Raw genomic sequence first — 16,060 nt, forward strand, 5'->3', positions numbered from 1 at the left:
CGTTACTTTGCCTCCGCCCAGTTCTTCCCACTATGCACATCGACGGCAAGCGGCACAGCCAGCTCTGCCGCCCCGCTCATCGCTGTGCGCAGGAGCTCCGTGACCGTCTCCGTCTCCTCTGTCGTGACCTCTAGGACAAGCTCATCGTGCACCTGCAGCAGGATGCGGCTCTTTACGCCCGCCGCCTGCAGTGCCTCGTAGGCGCGCACCATCGCGATCTTGATGAGGTCGGCCGCTGTCCCTTGGATCGGCGTATTCATCGCCATGCGCTCCGCGAAGGAACGCTGCATATAGTTGCGGCTCGCGAGCGCGGGAAGAGCGCGCCGCCGCCCGTAGAGCGTCGTCACATAGCCGTTTGCATGCGCATCCGCCACAATTTTATCGAGGAAGGTGCGTACGCCGTGATAGCGTTCAAAATAGCGGTCGATGTAGCCGCCGGCCTCCCTGCGTCCGATGCCGAGATCACGCGCCAGCCCAAAGTCGCTGAGCCCGTAGACAATGCCGAAATTGACCGCCTTGGCACGGCGCCGCTGCTCCGGCGTCACCGCGTCCAGCGGCACGCCGAACACCTCCGCTGCCGTGCGCGCATGGATGTCCTGCCCCTGACGGAACGCATCGATCAGCGTCGCATCGCCCGACATGTGCGCGAGGATGCGCAGCTCGATCTGCGAGTAGTCCGCCGAGAGCAGTGCGTCATAGCCTTCCCCCGGGGTAAAGAGAGCACGCACGGCGCGCCCCTCCTCCGTCCGCACGGGGATGTTCTGGAGATTCGGGTCAGAACTCGAGAGCCGCCCCGTCGCCGTCACGGTTTGGTTAAAGCTCGTATGGACGCGCCCCGTGACGGGGCGGATGAGTGCGCCGATGCCGTCGAGATAGGTCGAGCGCAGCTTCGTCCACATACGGTAGGTCAGTACCTTATCAATGATGGGATGCTGATCACGCAGCCCCTCCAAGGTTTCCGCATTGGTCGAGTAGCCCGTCTTGGTCTTTTTGACCTTCCCGTCGCCGAGCCCGAGCTGCTCAAAGAGGATCTCCCCGAGCTGCTTGGGGGAGCTGATGTTGAACTCCGTCCCCGCGAGTGTATGAATCTCACGTGCCAGTGCGTCGATGCGCTCTGTCGCTGCCGCGCGCTCATGCTCCAGTGCCGCACGATTCACGCATACGCCCGTCTGCTCCATCGCCGCGAGTACGGGGACAAGCGGCAGCTCCACCGTACGATAGAGATGCATCAGTCCCTGCGCCGCAAGCTCCGTCTCCATGATGGGCTGCAGGCGCGCAGAAAGAAGCGCCTCGTGCACAGCATACGCCTCAGCTGAGAGTCCCTCTGCCGAGGTCGTATCGCCAAGGAACGCAAACGCCGCGCGTGCCATGTCGCGTCGGCTCTCCTCGGGGTGCAGCAGATAGTCCGCCAGCTCCAGATCAAAGACCTGTGCCGTCCCCCGCAGTCCTGCCTGTACGTAGCGCTTCGCATTCCAGAGTGCGACGGAACGCTCCGCCAAGCATGCCAAAATGGCGGCAAAATGCGGAGACGATGCAGACAGGATGCGCCGCTCCCCATCCATGACGAGGGCGAGTGTCGTGACCTCCACGAAGGGCGGCGTACCCGCAAAGACGCCGCCGACGGCGACCTTTTCCGCCGTGCGCAGCAGCTCCATATCGGCATCACAAAATTCCGCTGCCGTGAGATCGGCGGCAGGTGCAGGCGCGCCAAAGAGCGACTGCTGCGCTGCGGCGGAAGCCGGTGTCTCAGCCGCCCCTATGTACTCCGACAGAGCACGCCAGACCGTGCGCAGCTCATAGGCATGACAGAATGCCTCGAGCGCAGCACGATCCGGCTGCATGCGGAAGGCCTCCGCATCGTAGTGCAGCTCCGGCACATGACATTCGATCGTGGCGAGCTGCTTGGAGAGCAGTGCCTGTTCGCGATACTCCACGAGCGACGTACTGAGCTTTTTCCCGCTGACCTCTGCGGCATGGTCGAGAACGTTCTCGATGCTCTCATAGGCGAGCAGAAGCTTTGTCGCCGTCTTCGGGCCGACACCGGGCACGCCCGGAATGTTGTCCGAGCTATCGCCCATCAGCCCCTTCATATCGATCAGGCGGATCGGCGGGAAGCCGTACTCCTCCTCGAATATTGCCGTATCATACGCCTTCGTCTCGCTGATGCCCTTCTTGGTCAAAAGGACGGTGAGCTGCGGGCGAATGAGCTGCAGGGCATCGCGGTCGCCCGTAATGACGCGCGTCTCCACGCCCTCTGCCGCCGCCTGCACCGCGAGCGTGCCGATGATGTCGTCCGCCTCGTAGTCATCAAGTTCGAGAAACGAAATGCCGAGTGCCTCCGCCAGCTCCTTCAGCAGCGGGATCTGGGCGATCAATTCTTCCGGCGTTTTGTCCCGCGTTCCCTTGTAGTCGGGATAGAGAGCCGTGCGAAATGTCGTACGGCTCTTGTCGAATGCGATGACGATCTGTGTCGGCGACAGCTCCTTCAGGAGCTTTACGAGCATCATGGCAAAGCCATGTACTGCATTCGTATGAATTCCGCGCGCATTCGGCGGGAGCTGCAGCGCATAGAACGCGCGAAAGAAGAGGCTGCTCCCGTCAATGACGGCAAATATTCCGCTGCTCACAGGTTCGGCTTGTCCTGATCCTCAAGGCGCATGAGGATGAAGATATAGTCCGAGAGACGGTTGAGATAACGCAGGTCGATCTCTGCCACAGAGCCGCGCCGCGCCAAGGTCCACGCATGACGCTCCGCCGCCCGTGCCGTCGTGCGCGCGAGATCGAGCATTGCACTCGACTTCTTGTCGCCCGGGATGATGAACTCCTGCAGCTCGGGCAGGCTCTCCTCAATGTCCGCGATCGACTTCTCGATGCCTGTGACCATTTCCTCTGTGATGCGCGGTGCCTTGTTGCGGCTCGCGAAGTCCGCCATCAGCACACCGAGCTGCTTCTGCAGATTGTAGATACGCTCCTTGACCTCGGGGCTCGTCACGAAGGCACGCGCCATTCCGAGGGTCGAGCCGAGGCTGTCCACGGCTCCATAGACCTCCACGCGCATATCATCCTTCGCGATGCGCTCCCCCGTAAAAAGGCTCGTCATCCCCTGATCGCCGGTTTTTGTTGTTACACTCATCGCATGTTCCTCCTCTGCCGATAAATGCACCCGATCATACCGTGTATGATCGGGTACAGCAAACATCATTAATTAATTTCTAGAAGATCTCCGTCTCACTGAAGAAGATATGCACCTCGCGCGCCGCACTCTCGGGACTGTCGGATGCGTGAACGGCGTTCTCACTCCCATTTTTCGCAAAGCGCTTGCGGATCGTTCCCTCAGCCGCGTTCGCAGGATTCGTCGCGCCGTGCAGCTCACGCACGCGCGCAATCGCATTGTCCCCAGCGAGTACCATCGCCACGAGCGGCGCCGAGGTCATGAACGCGGCGAGCTCTCCGTAAAACGGCTTTTCAAGATGCTCTGCATAGTGGATGCGTGCGATGCGGTCCGTCATCTGCATCATCTTCATCGCGCGGATCTCAAGCCCTGCCTCCTCGTACGCCTTCGTAATGTCCCCGATGTGATGGGCACCGACAGCATCCGGCTTAATGAGAACCAATGTCCGTTCCATTACTTCATCTCCTCAATGATACGTTTATACTCTTCTCCAAGGTCGGCGTAGTTGAGTGCCGCCGCCTGAAGTGCCTCGATTTCATCGTCGCGCAGGGCGCGTACGATCTGTGCGGGATTGCCGAACACAAGAGAATTCGATGGAATCTTTTTATGCTGCGAGAGGAATGTCCCCGCGCCGATCACAACGTTTTCGCCGATCTCGGAGTAGCCCATGATGATCGAGCCCATGCCGACCAGCGTATTAGCCCCAATGTGGCGTGCATGCACCACGGCATTGTGTCCGATGATGACACCATCGTCGATCCGTACGGGTGCATCTCCCATAACATGGATCGTCGCGTTCTCTTGAATGTTGGTGTTCTTTCCAATCGTAATCGGCTGAAAATCTCCGCGCACCACAGCACCAAACCAGACACTCGAACCGGCTCCGATGGTCACGTCGCCGATCACGGCCGCCGTGGGCGCGATAAACGCCGTTTCATCGATAACGGGAGTCTTCCCGCGATAGGGCAGAATGATTTTGTCCACCTATACGCGCCTCCTTCGTACAGATCATCCAGCATCATACAAACGTATTATAACACGCTTATTCCTTCTCCAACAAGAGTTTTTTCAGGATGGCGATGTGCGCCGTACGCAGCCATGCACCAATTTCCGCACCGCGCAATGCAGGCGGCGCGTCACGCCCCGTAACCGTGCGCATCGCTGCAAGATATGCCTCTCCGCAGCGGAGATACCGCGGCAGACTGCCGTGATCGGCACGAATCACAACGTTAAAGTCCGTGACAGAGAGCCCTGATGATTCAATTCCAAACAGGAGATCCACGATCTTTCCGGGATGCGTCAGGCGCGGCGCACGCATGTGCTGACGGATCACAAACGCCGCCGCCTTTTTCCAATCATGGGGAAGTGTCATGCGTTGATTCCATGATGCGAGTGCCTCAAGCCCTGTTTCTTCATGCCTGTAGTGATGCGGCAGCATCTCCTGCGGCGTCCTCCCCTTGCCAAGATCATGCGCAAGCGCAGCGAAACGAACGATGATATTGTCTGACCTCTCCGCGACAACATCGAGCATCGCCATCGTATGAGCATAGGCATCGCCCTCGGGATGAAACTCCGTCGGCTGCGTCTGCCCGACAAGTGCCGCGATTTCCGGAAACGTCACCGTGAGGAGATCTGCCGCATGCAGCACGCGGAAGAACACCGAGGGGCGCGGCGTCATCAGTGCGCGCCGCAGCTCCCCCATCAGACGCTCAGACGGTTCATGCTGCAGCTCCTCCGCACAGGCCCGCATCAGAGCCAGCGTCTTCTCCTCCACCGTGTACCCGAACTCCGCCGCCTGCCGTGCCGCACGCAGGGCACGCACGGGATCCTCTAAGAAATGCGGCGATACGGCACGGATGATCCCAGCCGCAAGATCTGCCTGTCCGCCGTAGGGATCGAGCAGTGTGCCCGCCGGCAGCTCCACCGCCATCGCATTCATCGTCGTATCACGGCGATAGAGATCCTCTTCGATGGTCACGGTCGGATCAAACGTCACGTCAAAGCCGCGGTACCCCGCCCCCGTCTTGCGCTCTCTGCGTGCAAAGGCGACCTCGGAACGTACGCCGCCAATGCGCACATGATAGACGGGAAACCCCTTGCCGATCTTCTCCGCCCGCGGGAAAAGCACACAGAACTCCGCTTCCGTCAGCCCCGTGACAACATAGTCCACATCCTTCGGCGGCACACCGCGGACGGCATCACGGACACAGCCGCCAACGCGGAAAACATGCGCTCCTGCACCGCGCAACTCCGCCACGAACGCCCCCTCTGTCATGCGTTCACCTCCTCGCACATAAAGGAAGCACTGATAAATTCGGTACAACCATCTTGACGCATCTTTTTTGTCCGCACTTCGGCGGAAAATCCTCCACAGAGCACCACTCTGCGTCCGGTTTTCCACCTCGTTCAGACGAAAAAATCTACGCCAATCTGGCAGGCCTCATTTTATCAGTGATTCCTAAAATAAAAAGCACCACTTAGAGAAGTACGGATACACGCGAGGCTCCGCCTTGGCACATCTTTTCGCGCGGTCTTTATCGACAAATCCTCCACATAGCTCTTGCTATGCGTCCGATTCGTCTTCTTGACCGAACAAAAATCTGAACCAATCTGACGGACTTCATCGTATCAGCGATTCCCTGTGTGATGCACTCATGTCGATTGGTGGGCCCACTTGGACTTGAACCAAGGACCGACCGGTTATGAGCCGGTTGCTCTAACCAACTGAGCTATAGGCCCCAAACAAAGTGGAGCATACCGTCCGGGAAACACTGCTTCCATCAGCGATCTCCCAAGAGCTTCTGCGCTTCACTTTCAAAAAAACCTGCGCAGAGCGCAGGTATAAAAAACGATGGAGCGGAAAACGAGGCTCGAACTCGCGACCCCCACCTTGGCAAGGTGGTGCTCTACCACTGAGCTACTTCCGCGGAATGGAGCGGAAAACGAGGCTCGAACTCGCGACCCCCACCTTGGCAAGGTGGTGCTCTACCACTGAGCTACTTCCGCATCCTGACAGTGCTGTCAATCAACGGATACTATTCTAACAAGAGACAGGTTTTCTGTCAAGAAATAATTTTAGTTGCCGTCATCGTATGGGCAGCACATCCCTTCGCGCAGTTCTTCCCGCAAAACAATCTCAAAGCTGCGCCCCTCTCCCTCACAGCGAGCCCAGCCATGCCGTATGTGCTGCACAAAGAAAAATCCGCGCTGAAAGTCAGCGCGGATTCCCTTCATCCATTTACACCTTGAACTTGTCCGTCTCCGTCTGCAGATCGTTTGCCATGTTGGCAAGGCTGCGGCTCGAGGAAGCAATCTCCTCCATGCCGGCGGCCTGTTCCTCCGTCGCGGCGGATACGTTCTGCGACTCGCTGCCGATCCCCTTTGCCGAGGCATCCACCTCAGTCATGCCATTGATGATTGTTCCCATATTCTCACGCAGGTGCAGCACGTGATCACTGACGACAAGCGATGCCTTCTTGACATCCTCCACCATCTGCAGGATCTCGGAGAAACTTTCGCCCGTTGCCGTGACGTTCTCCTTGCCCTTTTCGGCCTCACGGCGTCCTTCCTCCATCGAGGCGACTGCCTGGTCCGTCTCATCCTGAATGCTTTGGATGAGCTCAGAGATCTTCTGCGATGCGTTCTGCGACTCCTCGGCGAGCTTGCGCACCTCCTCGGCGACGACTGCGAACCCGCGCCCATGCTCGCCGGCACGTGCCGCTTCAATCGCCGCATTGAGAGCAAGCAAGTTTGTCTGTCCCGAGATATTCGAGATGATTTCGACGATGTTGCCGATCTCCTTTGAACGCTCACCGAGCTTGCTGACGATCTCACTCGTCTGCTGAACCGTCTGTGCAATGGAGTTCATCTGCTCGACGGTCGACTGGACAAAGGCATTTCCCTCTGCCGCCTTCTCTGCCGTCGCCTGTGTCTGCTCACGTGCATGACGCTGATTGGTAATTGCCTCTTCGAGGCCCTTCTGGAACTCTTCAATCGTCTCATTGCTCTTGTGGACAATGTCCACCTGTTTCTCTGCCGCCTCGGCAACCTCCGTGATGGACTGCGCCACGCTCTGCGTCACCTGTGCCGACTGGTTTGCATTCGCCGTCAGTTCCTCGGAGGAGCCTGCCACATCCGTTGCCGTTGTCTTGATCTTGCGGATCATCTTCTGCATGCTCTCGACCATCGTATTAAACTGATGTGCAATATGTGCAAATTCATCATCGCCGTCCAGCTCGATCTTCGAACGAAGATCGCCGCCGGCAATATGACGTGCCCCATCCAGAATCGTATCGACCGACCTCTTGATGCTGCGAAGGAGCAGGACGAGGGTAATAATCGACAGGATAACAACGATCACGAGCGCAATCAGTGTCGTCGTCTTAACCCCTGAGAAAACATCCTCACTGTACGCCATCTCCGCGCGCGCGAGACGTACGCTGTCCGCCTTGTCCTCCTCTAAGAGTTCGGTCATACGTTTATAAACATCAGACTGATCATTGAGAGCCAAAGCGATTGCCGCATCATGATCGCCTGCATCCATAAGATCCGTCGCACGCTGACGCACATCGGCATACGCCTTGCGCTCTTCTTTCAGCTTATTGAGACGTGCCAGCTTCTGTGAACGATCCGACTCGTTAGAGAATGGTGCCTCTTGGATGGCCTGCTCATACTCTTCGTACGCCTTATTCAGCTTCGGTGTGAGTTGGGATATGAGCCCTTCCGCACGGGAACGCTCTGCTTCGTTCGGCGCCATAATGCGCATCAGCTCATACTCACGCCCGTCGGCCGAGAGAGCCTGCACCTGGCTGCCCACATTGATAACATGCGCCCACTTGAATACGCTGACCGTATTTTCATTCAGCGTACTGCTTGAATGATTCGCATAGAATCCGTAGGCAGCAAACATAACCACCAGGAATCCGACGCTCAGCACAATTTTCTTTGCTACTGACATTTCTCAAACCCCTCCACAAAACCCGCACAGGGCTCATCTCCCCGTGTCCAATGATACGGTCTTCCTCAGATGGTTTTCATTATAGCATCATCCCTGCCGAATTACCATATGGCAATAAAGATTTTTCTATGATATACTAACATTATTACAGCAAATAAATAGACAAGAGGACGAATACTTATGGCAAAAATGTTAAAAAAGCTGCAAAGCAAGACAGCGCCGCAACAGGAAGAAAAACAACAGCGTCCGCCGGGCAAGGACTACGTTCTCCTCATTCTGATGGCGATGTCCGTAATCCTCGTCATCGCGGCATGGGACACTCTTGATACGCTGACGATCACCATGTACATCCTGCTGACGCTTTCACTCGGGCTGACATACACGCGCCGCCATGCGGCAGATCGCCTCACTGAGACACAGATGATGCTCGTCACACGCGGCAGCATGGTCACCATCGGCATCGCAGGCGCACTGTTTCTGCTGGATGCCTACTATCGCTACATCGCATAGAACCGATGCGAAAGCCCCGCCCTGCACTGGGTCGGGGCTTTTTCTATTCATCTGCCGCATCCCGTTCGCTCCGCGCACGAAATTGTCCCGGTGTGCAGTTCATGTATTTCTTGAACACGAGCGTAAAGTACTTATAGTCCTGAAACCCGACGCGTGCACCGATCTCATAGATTCGCCCGTCTCCCGCACGAAGATATTCCGCCGCCCGCAGAATGCGGTAGCGGTTGAGGAAATCGTTAAAGGTGTACTTCGTATCCTGTTTGAAACACTTCTGCAGATATGTCTCGGACACCCCGTACTCGGCGGCAATATCCCGCAGCGACAGTCGTTCTGCATAGTCCGCGCGAATGCGGCGCAGGAGTTTTCCCGTATATTTGCCGACCGGTGCCCCCGCCGATGGAAAAATCTCCACTGGTGCAGATGCGGCATGTTCCTGCGCCAGTCGCCGTGTCTCTGCCCTCCTCCGCAGGCGCTCCTTCGCACGTACAAGGCTCTCATGAAGCGCATCGAAGTCCACGGGCTTCAGCAGGTATTCCGCGACATCGAGAGAGATTGCGCGTTTGGCATAGCTGAATTCATCGTACCCCGAAAGAATGATCGCCTCATAGCTGCGATCTCGGCTCTGCTCGAGCATCCCGAGCCCATCGAGGTACGGCATCTTCACATCAGTGATAACAATATCCGGACGGAGTGTATCGATTTTTTTCAGTCCGTCTATGCCGTCCATTGCCTCGCCGACAACCACACAGTCCTCCTTCAGCCAATCCACCGCATAGAGGAGTCCGCGACGAATGATATCTTCATCCTCAACGAGCAAAACTTTATCCATGTTCTTCCCCCTGCTGCAGCGGCATCCGCAGGATGACCTTCAGCCCGTTTCTATACTCCGCAATCGTCACGCCATAGGCACCGCCGTAAAGCAGGCGGAGCACCCGATGCACGTTGTAGAGGCCGATGTGTTCCGGCTCGGCCGACGCCGACGCAAGCATAGCGCAGATCTCTGTATACTTTGCCGAGGTCATGCCTGGACCGTCGTCTATCACGCACAGCAGCAGATCTCCCTGTTCCGCGCGGCACTCGACGCGCAGGCGCAGTTCACGCGTCTGCTCCAGTCCATGGACAATGCTGTTTTCAACGATCGGCTGAAGGAGCAGCTTTGGCACACGGCAGCTGCGCAGCTGCGCAGGGAGCACGATATCGTAGGTCAGCCGATCGCCGTAGCGCATCTTCTGGAGGGTCAGATAATCCTCCACATAGCGGATGTCCACGGCAAGCTCTGCCATGTCCCCGCTCGCACGAATGCCGTAGCGCATCAGGCGGGCAAAGGCAACAACCATCTCTGAGGCGCGCTTTGGATCGATGAGGATCTCATAGCGCAGTGCCTCCATTACGTTAAAGACAAAATGTGGATTGAACTGTCCCTTAAGCTGACGTACCTCCATACGGCGCTTGCGCTCGGCGAGCTCTGCATTGCGTGCGAGCAGACGTCGGATGCGCGCGAGCATCGCATTATAGTCTGCATAGAGGACGTCAAACTCATAGAAGCTCTGCGGCAGATCCTGCGGTCCCATATCGCCGTCCCGACACGCACGTACTGCACGCAGAAGCCCGTCGACAGAGCGCAGGCTGCGCTCCGTCACCCTGCGCGTGAGCACCGGCATGGAGAGAAGGAGCAACACACTGAGCGTGAGCAAAAAGACTGCCCCCGTCGCGGCAAGCTGCTGCTGCCGCAAGAGCGAGGTCATCGTGACAACGCGCACACGCCCCTGCGCACAGGACTGCACAGCGGCATAGGCAGGCTGCCCATCTATTTCCGTTCTGCCGCTCTCCTCCACCGATGCCGTAAACTTTCCAAGCGTCTTTTCTGTCAGGCGATCCGTTGCGAAAATCACATGGTCAAATGGGTCCATCAGTACAACCTGGTCGGCGCCGCCGCGTATGGCGAGTGCATGGAACGCCTCGGTCCGCAGGGCAAAGACGAGATAGCCTGCCGTTCCGCCGTCCTCGCCAGGCACAACAGCAGAAAAGGCATACACTGCCCCCTGATCGTAGGCAAGCGGCAAAAGTACCGTGCTGCTCACTGCTGCATCCGGCGTCCGGTTCAAACGCAACAGTTCCCTGCGGATACCATCATGACGGGCAAAACTGTCACTGTTTACCGCGTAAAGATTCGACGCGCATACTGTCCCGTCCTCCCGCAGCAAGGCAAAATCGGCGCGCAAAGGGCCTGCGAACGAGAATGCATAGAGACGGCGGTATGCCTCCGTAACTGTCTGCCCATCCAATGCACCGCGTACATCCTCCGTGCGGGCAAGGCTTTGTACCCCCGCATCATAACGCTGCCACTCGGCATCCGCCACCGCTGCGATCGCCGCGCATTCCTGCTCCGTCTCACGAACAACGCAGACTTCATAGTATAAAACGACAAACACAGCATAGCTGACGAGCATCAGTGCAATAAAGGCAAGGATGGAACGCATGAAAAGGCGGCGGATATACGCACGAAAGCGAACCGACTGTGCCACAGATCCTCCCACCTTCTCCTCCAATATTATCAGCCTTTCCGAAATATTATAAAACGAGAGCACTGCAAATGCAACGCTCTCGTTTTCAATCGTATCACCGGCGTCTGACCGGCACGATCAGAAAGAGTGGATCAGATGCTGATATCGCGCCGCCCTGTCACTTTGTAAAAGAGCAGCAGGGAGAGGATGGACGTGACCGTGAGGATGGTCGCATAGGCGGAGGCATTCCCATAATTGCCGCGTATGACCTCCGTATAGATCGAGACAGTCAGTGTTTGATTGGCATTAGTATAGAGGATAATCGACGAGCTCAGCTCACTGATGATCGTCACCCAGCTCATGATCGCACCCGCACAGACCCCCGGAAGCATCATCGGAACGGTCACGCGCGCGAACGTCGTCATCTCCGATGCGCCGAGCGACACCGCCGCCTCCTCGATGCTCGGGCTGATCTGTCCGAGGGCAGCAGCACTCGATCGCACCGTATACGGCATCCGTCGTACACTGAACGCGATGATCATGATGAGCATTGTCCCGCTAATGACAATCGGCGGACTGTTGAACGCGAAGAGGAAGGCAATGCCGAGCACCGAGCCCGGGATGATAAAGGGAAACATCGTAATCGTATCGAGCGCATTGTTGACCGCATTTCTCTTACGCATGCTCAGATAGGCGACGAGAACACCGATCACGACAACGACGGCAATGCTGAGTATCCCAAGCAGATAGGTGTTCAGCACCGCATCGTTATCCTTCGCAAAGAGCGTCGCCTCATAGCTCTGCAGCGCATAGCCGCCCGTAAACACCTGCCCGCCGTTGCTGCGGAGGAACGACGTATAGATCACGACGACCTGCGGCAGGATCGCAAGCCCTGTTACAAGATAGGCAAAGCCATGGGCGGCGATATTGCGCAGCCCCGTCGCACACTCTGCACTCATCGGCTTGAGTGCCGTCATGGCATAGGTACTCCGCCGTGCCAGTATCCGCTGAGCGAAGAACATGGCAAGGGTCAATCCGATCATGATGACGCAGATCGCCGCGGCGAATCCATCGTCGCCGCCGACCTCTCCCATGAACTGTGTATAGACGAGGACAGGCATCGTCTTGTAGCCCTCGCCGATCAGCATAGGCGTACCAAAGTCGGCAAAAACACGCATAAAGACGAGCAGTGAGCTTGCGAGAAGTGTCGGCATCACGAGCGGCACGATAATGCGGCGAATCCGCCCGATGCGCCCGCAGCCGAGGCTCTCCGCCGCCTCGTTCAGCGAGTTGTCCATATTCTTCAGCGCGCCCGAGACATAGATATAGACGAGAGGGAAGGACTGCAGCGTAAAGACGAGCAGGATCCCCGCAAAGCCGTACACACCGTCAAAGGAAAGACCGAAGGCACTGTTCACCAGCTGCGTTATGACACCATTACGCCCGAGCAGCTGAATCCATGCGTATGCGCCGATGAACGGCGGCGAAAGATAGGAGATGACGATGAGAATGTTGAGAAAACTGCTCCCACGTATTTTCACACTGCGCATCAAATATGCCATGGGCAGACCGAGTGCTGCCGAGAGCAGCGTCGCACAGACCGTGACGCAGAGGCTGTTCACCATCGTCTCCCAATAGAATCGCTTGGTGAAGAACCGTGCAAAGTAGTCCCATGTCACCCCGCCGGAGAATGGATCGACGAAACTCTTATAGAGGACAAGCACAAGCGGATAGAGGACGAAGATGCCAAATGCTGCGAGGATGAGAATACTGAGGATCGACCATAACGATAGATTTTTTCCCGCGCCGCCCTTCATGACAGATCACCTTCGATCAACGTCGTCTCCGCATCAGCGCGGAAAACATTGATGCGCTCCGCCTTGACGCGCAGGGTAACGCGTGTGCCGTCGGCGAGCAAGGCACCGTCCTCCTGACCGCGGATTGCCTCGACTGCCCGCCCCTGCGCCGTTTCGAGAAAATAGTGCGTCGTCAGGCCAAGGAATACACTGCTCTTTACAACAGCGGGGATGCCATCCCCCTCGCCCTCCGTTATGATAAATTCCTCCGGGCGAACGGAGACGACCACCGCTTGTCCGTCAAACGCCTCAGCGGCAAGATTCTGCATTGGCACACGGTAGTCCGGCAGAAGCTCAACTGACTTGCGGTCGGCCTCTGACCGCACGACCCCGTCAAAGAGATTCGAGAGGCCGATGAAGGTCGAGACAAAGACATCGGCAGGACGGCGGTAGATCTGCTGCGGGCTGCCGATCTGGCGGACAACGCCGCCCTCCATGACCGCGATACGGTCGGAGACGGCAAGCGCTTCCTCCTGATCGTGTGTAACATAAACGGTCGTTATGTCGATCTGCCGCTGGATCTGCTTAATCGCGTTGCGCATCTCCACACGCAGCTTCGCATCGAGATTGGAGAGCGGCTCATCCATGAGCAGAACCTCTGGTGCGATGACAATGGCACGTGCGAGCGCGACACGCTGCTGCTGCCCCCCTGAGAGCGCCGTCGGCATACGATCGCGGAGCGCATCGATCTTCACCACACGAAGGATCTCGTCGACGCGGCGGTCGATCTCCTCTGCGCTGACACCGCGCATCTTCAGACCAAATGCGACATTATCGCGCACTGACATGTGCGGGAAGATGGCGTAGTTCTGAAACACCATTCCCATGTTGCGCTGATTCGGCGGGACATCGTTGATGCGACGGTCGCCGATCCGTATTTCACCGCCCTCAATCGAATTGAAGCCAATAATCATGCGGAGCAGCGTCGTCTTTCCGCAGCCTGATGGTCCGAGCAGTGTAAAGAATTCACCCGGCCGAACATCGAGAGACAGCCCGTCGATGACGGTGTGATCACTATATTTTTTTACGACATTGTCAATATGAATGGATACACTCACCGTGTTTCCCCCCCCTTTCCCGAAAAAAGCGAATTGCACACGCCTTGCGGCGGCAGCAATTCGCTCCTGTCAGGCTGTCTGCTACTGTTTGAAATTCTCGAGATGCTTATTCCACATTGCAACGATCTCATTCTTATGCTGTGCTACCCATCCCTCGTCATAGTTCGGGAAGAGTGCAATGTCCTTCATCGGCGTCATATAAGATGCGAGCGGCACATCCTTGCGCAGGGGGCGCACCGTCAGCTCCTTGCCGGCTGCTTCCTGAATTTTCTGCGAGAGCATATAGTCAACGAACTTCTTTGCATTTTCCGGATGCTTGCAGTCCTTGATGATCTGTACTGACTCACCGGGGAAGATCGCACCTTCCTTGGGGAAGACCACACGCACAGGAGCACCATTTTTCACATAGGTTGCCGCAGGATCCTCCCACGTGAGACCAACCGTATACTCACCGTCCGCCACACCCTTGTGGACGCCGCCCGAGCTGTTCAGTATCTTACCGTCGAGATTTGCGATGAACTGATCGACGTATGCCCATGCTGTATCCGACATAGGGTCACCGTTCGTCCCCTTGGCATAGAGCATGGCGATCAGTGACTGCAATGCCGAATTCGATGCTGCTGGATCACCGAAGGCGATCTTCCCCTTCAAGGCAGGATTGAGAAGATCCTCAAAGCTGTCGATCTTCATATCCCCCGCCAGATTCTTATTGACGATCATGACGGTCGGATCAGCAAAGGCAGGAGAGAAGTATCCCGTCTTATTGCGAAACGCCTCCATCATATTCGCATCCTCAGGGGAGACATACTCCATAAAGAGATCCTTCTGCGACTCGAGCGTCATCTGATCCGATGCCCAGAGAATATCCCCCTGTGGGTTCCCCTTCTCCGAAGCCACGCGCTTGAGGAGCGGTCCCGTCCCTGCAACAATGACATTGACCTTGATGCCCGTGTCCTTTTCAAAATTTGGGATGACGAGATTGTTTAGGCTCTCACTGCGTGCTGTATAGACCGTGAGCACCTTCTCCTCCTCGCCGCCTGCCGCCTTCTTGTCCGTGCCGCCACCACAGCCTGCAAGCATCGTTCCCGCGACTGCAGCCACCGCCAAGACGGACAGCCACTTCTTCATCCGTTTCATTCTTCTTCCTCCTTACAGCAGTAAAATTCTGTTAATTATGATTTTATCATATTCTACGAATTTGTATATCCACAAAACAAAAACACTATCCAAAATACGAAACAAAAAAACCAACCTGCATGCACAGATTGGTTATTTTTTACAGGCTGAAATTCTCGCCGAGATAGAATTTACGTGCAATAGGGCTCTCGGCGATGGTCTTGCTGTCGCCTTCGAGGAGGAGCTTGCCCTCGCTGAGGAGGTAGACACGGTCGACGATGTGGAGCGTCTCACGGACGTTGTGGTCGGTGATGAGGATCCCCATGCCGCGCTGGCGCAGATACTCAATAATCTCCTGAATGTCGGCGACGGCAAGCGGATCGACGCCCGCAAACGGCTCATCGAGCAGGATGAACTGCGGCTCGAGCGCAAGACAGCGCGCGATCTCGACGCGCCGCCGCTCGCCGCCCGAGAGCTCCGTTCCGCGGCGGTCGCGGACGTGTCCAATGTGGAACTCTTCGAGGAGGGCATCCAGCTTGTGCCTCTGCTCTGCCGCCGAGAGCTTTGTCGTCTCCAAGATCGCGGCGATGTTCTCCGTGACGGTGAGCTTACGAAAGATGGACGGCTCCTGCGTGAGGTAGCTGATGCCGAGCTCGGCACGGCGATACATGGGATAGTCCGTGATGCAGATATCGGAGAGATAGACATCTCCGTGCGTTGGCTTCTCCAGACCGACGATCATGTAGAACGTCGTTGTCTTGCCGGCGCCGTTCGGTCCAAGGAGTCCGACGATCTCGCCCTTGTCGATGCGCACAGAGATGCGGTCGACCACGGTACGGCTTCCGAACTTCTTGATGAGACTGCGGGATTCAAGATGCATTGCACTC

The 16,060-nt window shown here is 57.0% G+C and carries 14 protein-coding genes and 3 tRNA genes; 1 reads left to right on the top strand and 16 read right to left on the bottom strand.

All coding sequences use genetic code 11. From position 1 onward, the window contains the following. Positions 1-2: 2 nt before the first annotated feature. From polA to AXE86_RS03235, 10 genes are all read right to left on the bottom strand, one after another. Positions 3-2,627, bottom strand: coding sequence for a DNA polymerase I (gene polA / locus AXE86_RS03195; protein ID WP_061944617.1), 2,625 nt, complete (start codon positions 2,625-2,627; stop codon positions 3-5). Beyond that, on the bottom strand, positions 2,624-3,133 hold the full coding sequence (locus AXE86_RS03200; RefSeq protein ID WP_061944620.1) for a cob(I)yrinic acid a,c-diamide adenosyltransferase: 510 nt from the start codon (positions 3,131-3,133) through the stop codon (positions 2,624-2,626). The genes polA and AXE86_RS03200 overlap by 4 nt, the downstream gene beginning before the upstream one ends. A gap of 79 nt (positions 3,134-3,212) precedes the next feature. Beyond that, positions 3,213-3,626: a nucleoside-diphosphate kinase gene (ndk, locus tag AXE86_RS03205; RefSeq protein ID WP_009753005.1), complete on the bottom strand. Its 414-nt coding sequence runs from the start codon at positions 3,624-3,626 to the stop codon at positions 3,213-3,215. Beyond that, positions 3,626-4,156 carry a gamma carbonic anhydrase family protein gene (locus AXE86_RS03210; protein WP_009753006.1) on the bottom strand — a complete coding sequence of 177 codons (531 nt, stop codon included), beginning with the start codon at positions 4,154-4,156 and terminating at the stop codon, positions 3,626-3,628. The genes ndk and AXE86_RS03210 overlap by 1 nt, the downstream gene beginning before the upstream one ends. A gap of 58 nt (positions 4,157-4,214) precedes the next feature. Beyond that, the gene (locus AXE86_RS03215; RefSeq protein ID WP_061944623.1) at positions 4,215-5,447 is read right to left on the bottom strand and encodes an HD domain-containing protein; all 1,233 of its coding nucleotides are present in this window, start codon (positions 5,445-5,447) and stop codon (positions 4,215-4,217) included. A 387-nt stretch (positions 5,448-5,834) separates the two neighbouring features. Beyond that, positions 5,835-5,911, bottom strand: a tRNA-Ile gene (locus AXE86_RS03220). A gap of 113 nt (positions 5,912-6,024) precedes the next feature. Further along, positions 6,025-6,099, bottom strand: a tRNA-Gly gene (locus AXE86_RS03225). Positions 6,100-6,103: 4 nt separating this feature from the next. Beyond that, a tRNA-Gly gene (locus AXE86_RS03230) sits at positions 6,104-6,178 on the bottom strand. Between the two features lie 69 nt (positions 6,179-6,247). After that, positions 6,248-6,406 (bottom strand): hypothetical protein, encoded by a 159-nt coding sequence (locus tag AXE86_RS12565; RefSeq protein ID WP_157064397.1) that lies wholly within the window; start codon positions 6,404-6,406, stop codon positions 6,248-6,250. A 4-nt stretch (positions 6,407-6,410) separates the two neighbouring features. Further along, positions 6,411-8,129, bottom strand: a complete 1,719-nt coding sequence (locus AXE86_RS03235; RefSeq protein WP_061944626.1) for a methyl-accepting chemotaxis protein — start codon at positions 8,127-8,129, stop codon at positions 6,411-6,413. A 180-nt stretch (positions 8,130-8,309) separates the two neighbouring features. Here AXE86_RS03235 and AXE86_RS03240 point away from each other — a divergent pair, with 180 nt between their 5' ends. After that, positions 8,310-8,639 carry a hypothetical protein gene (locus AXE86_RS03240; RefSeq protein ID WP_006690154.1) on the top strand — a complete coding sequence of 110 codons (330 nt, stop codon included), beginning with the start codon at positions 8,310-8,312 and terminating at the stop codon, positions 8,637-8,639. Positions 8,640-8,682: 43 nt separating this feature from the next. On the opposite strand, the gene AXE86_RS03245 is transcribed toward AXE86_RS03240, so the two are convergent. The 6 genes from AXE86_RS03245 to lptB form a co-directional block, all read right to left on the bottom strand. Further along, a complete protein-coding gene (locus tag AXE86_RS03245) occupies positions 8,683-9,468 on the bottom strand; it encodes a response regulator transcription factor (protein ID WP_061944629.1) in 786 nt (261 codons plus the stop codon). After that, positions 9,461-11,164: a sensor histidine kinase gene (locus AXE86_RS03250; protein ID WP_232294914.1), complete on the bottom strand. Its 1,704-nt coding sequence runs from the start codon at positions 11,162-11,164 to the stop codon at positions 9,461-9,463. The genes AXE86_RS03245 and AXE86_RS03250 overlap by 8 nt, the downstream gene beginning before the upstream one ends. 131 nt (positions 11,165-11,295) lie before the next feature. After that, positions 11,296-12,960, bottom strand: coding sequence for an ABC transporter permease (locus AXE86_RS03255; RefSeq protein ID WP_061944634.1), 1,665 nt, complete (start codon positions 12,958-12,960; stop codon positions 11,296-11,298). Continuing rightward, a complete protein-coding gene (locus AXE86_RS03260) occupies positions 12,957-14,057 on the bottom strand; it encodes an ABC transporter ATP-binding protein (RefSeq protein ID WP_006690158.1) in 1,101 nt (366 codons plus the stop codon). The genes AXE86_RS03255 and AXE86_RS03260 overlap by 4 nt, the downstream gene beginning before the upstream one ends. Positions 14,058-14,138: 81 nt before the next feature. Then, on the bottom strand, positions 14,139-15,194 hold the full coding sequence (locus AXE86_RS03265; protein ID WP_009753014.1) for an extracellular solute-binding protein: 1,056 nt from the start codon (positions 15,192-15,194) through the stop codon (positions 14,139-14,141). Between the two features lie 139 nt (positions 15,195-15,333). Beyond that, the gene (gene lptB / locus AXE86_RS03270; RefSeq protein WP_061944637.1) at positions 15,334-16,053 is read right to left on the bottom strand and encodes an LPS export ABC transporter ATP-binding protein; all 720 of its coding nucleotides are present in this window, start codon (positions 16,051-16,053) and stop codon (positions 15,334-15,336) included. Positions 16,054-16,060 lie beyond the last annotated feature (7 nt).

Source organism: Selenomonas sp. oral taxon 136 (genome assembly GCF_001554015.1).
Taxonomy (GTDB): domain Bacteria; phylum Bacillota; class Negativicutes; order Selenomonadales; family Selenomonadaceae; genus Centipeda; species Centipeda felix.

Excerpts from the sequence above, each read along its gene's own strand:
- AXE86_RS03245 (WP_061944629.1), bottom strand. The coding sequence starts at position 9,468 with ATGGATAAAGTTTTGCTCGTTGAGGATGAAGATATCATTCGTCGCGGA.
- ndk (WP_009753005.1), bottom strand. The coding sequence starts at position 3,626 with ATGGAACGGACATTGGTTCTCATTAAGCCGGATGCTGTCGGTGCCCAT.
- lptB (WP_061944637.1), bottom strand. The coding sequence starts at position 16,053 with ATGCATCTTGAATCCCGCAGTCTCATCAAGAAGTTCGGAAGCCGTACC.
- AXE86_RS12565 (WP_157064397.1), bottom strand. The coding sequence starts at position 6,406 with ATGAAGGGAATCCGCGCTGACTTTCAGCGCGGATTTTTCTTTGTGCAG.
- AXE86_RS03240 (WP_006690154.1), top strand. The coding sequence starts at position 8,310 with ATGGCAAAAATGTTAAAAAAGCTGCAAAGCAAGACAGCGCCGCAACAG.
- AXE86_RS03215 (WP_061944623.1), bottom strand. The coding sequence starts at position 5,447 with ATGACAGAGGGGGCGTTCGTGGCGGAGTTGCGCGGTGCAGGAGCGCAT.
- AXE86_RS03255 (WP_061944634.1), bottom strand. The coding sequence starts at position 12,960 with ATGAAGGGCGGCGCGGGAAAAAATCTATCGTTATGGTCGATCCTCAGT.
- AXE86_RS03265 (WP_009753014.1), bottom strand. The coding sequence starts at position 15,194 with ATGAAACGGATGAAGAAGTGGCTGTCCGTCTTGGCGGTGGCTGCAGTC.
- AXE86_RS03200 (WP_061944620.1), bottom strand. The coding sequence starts at position 3,133 with ATGAGTGTAACAACAAAAACCGGCGATCAGGGGATGACGAGCCTTTTT.
- AXE86_RS03235 (WP_061944626.1), bottom strand. The coding sequence starts at position 8,129 with ATGTCAGTAGCAAAGAAAATTGTGCTGAGCGTCGGATTCCTGGTGGTT.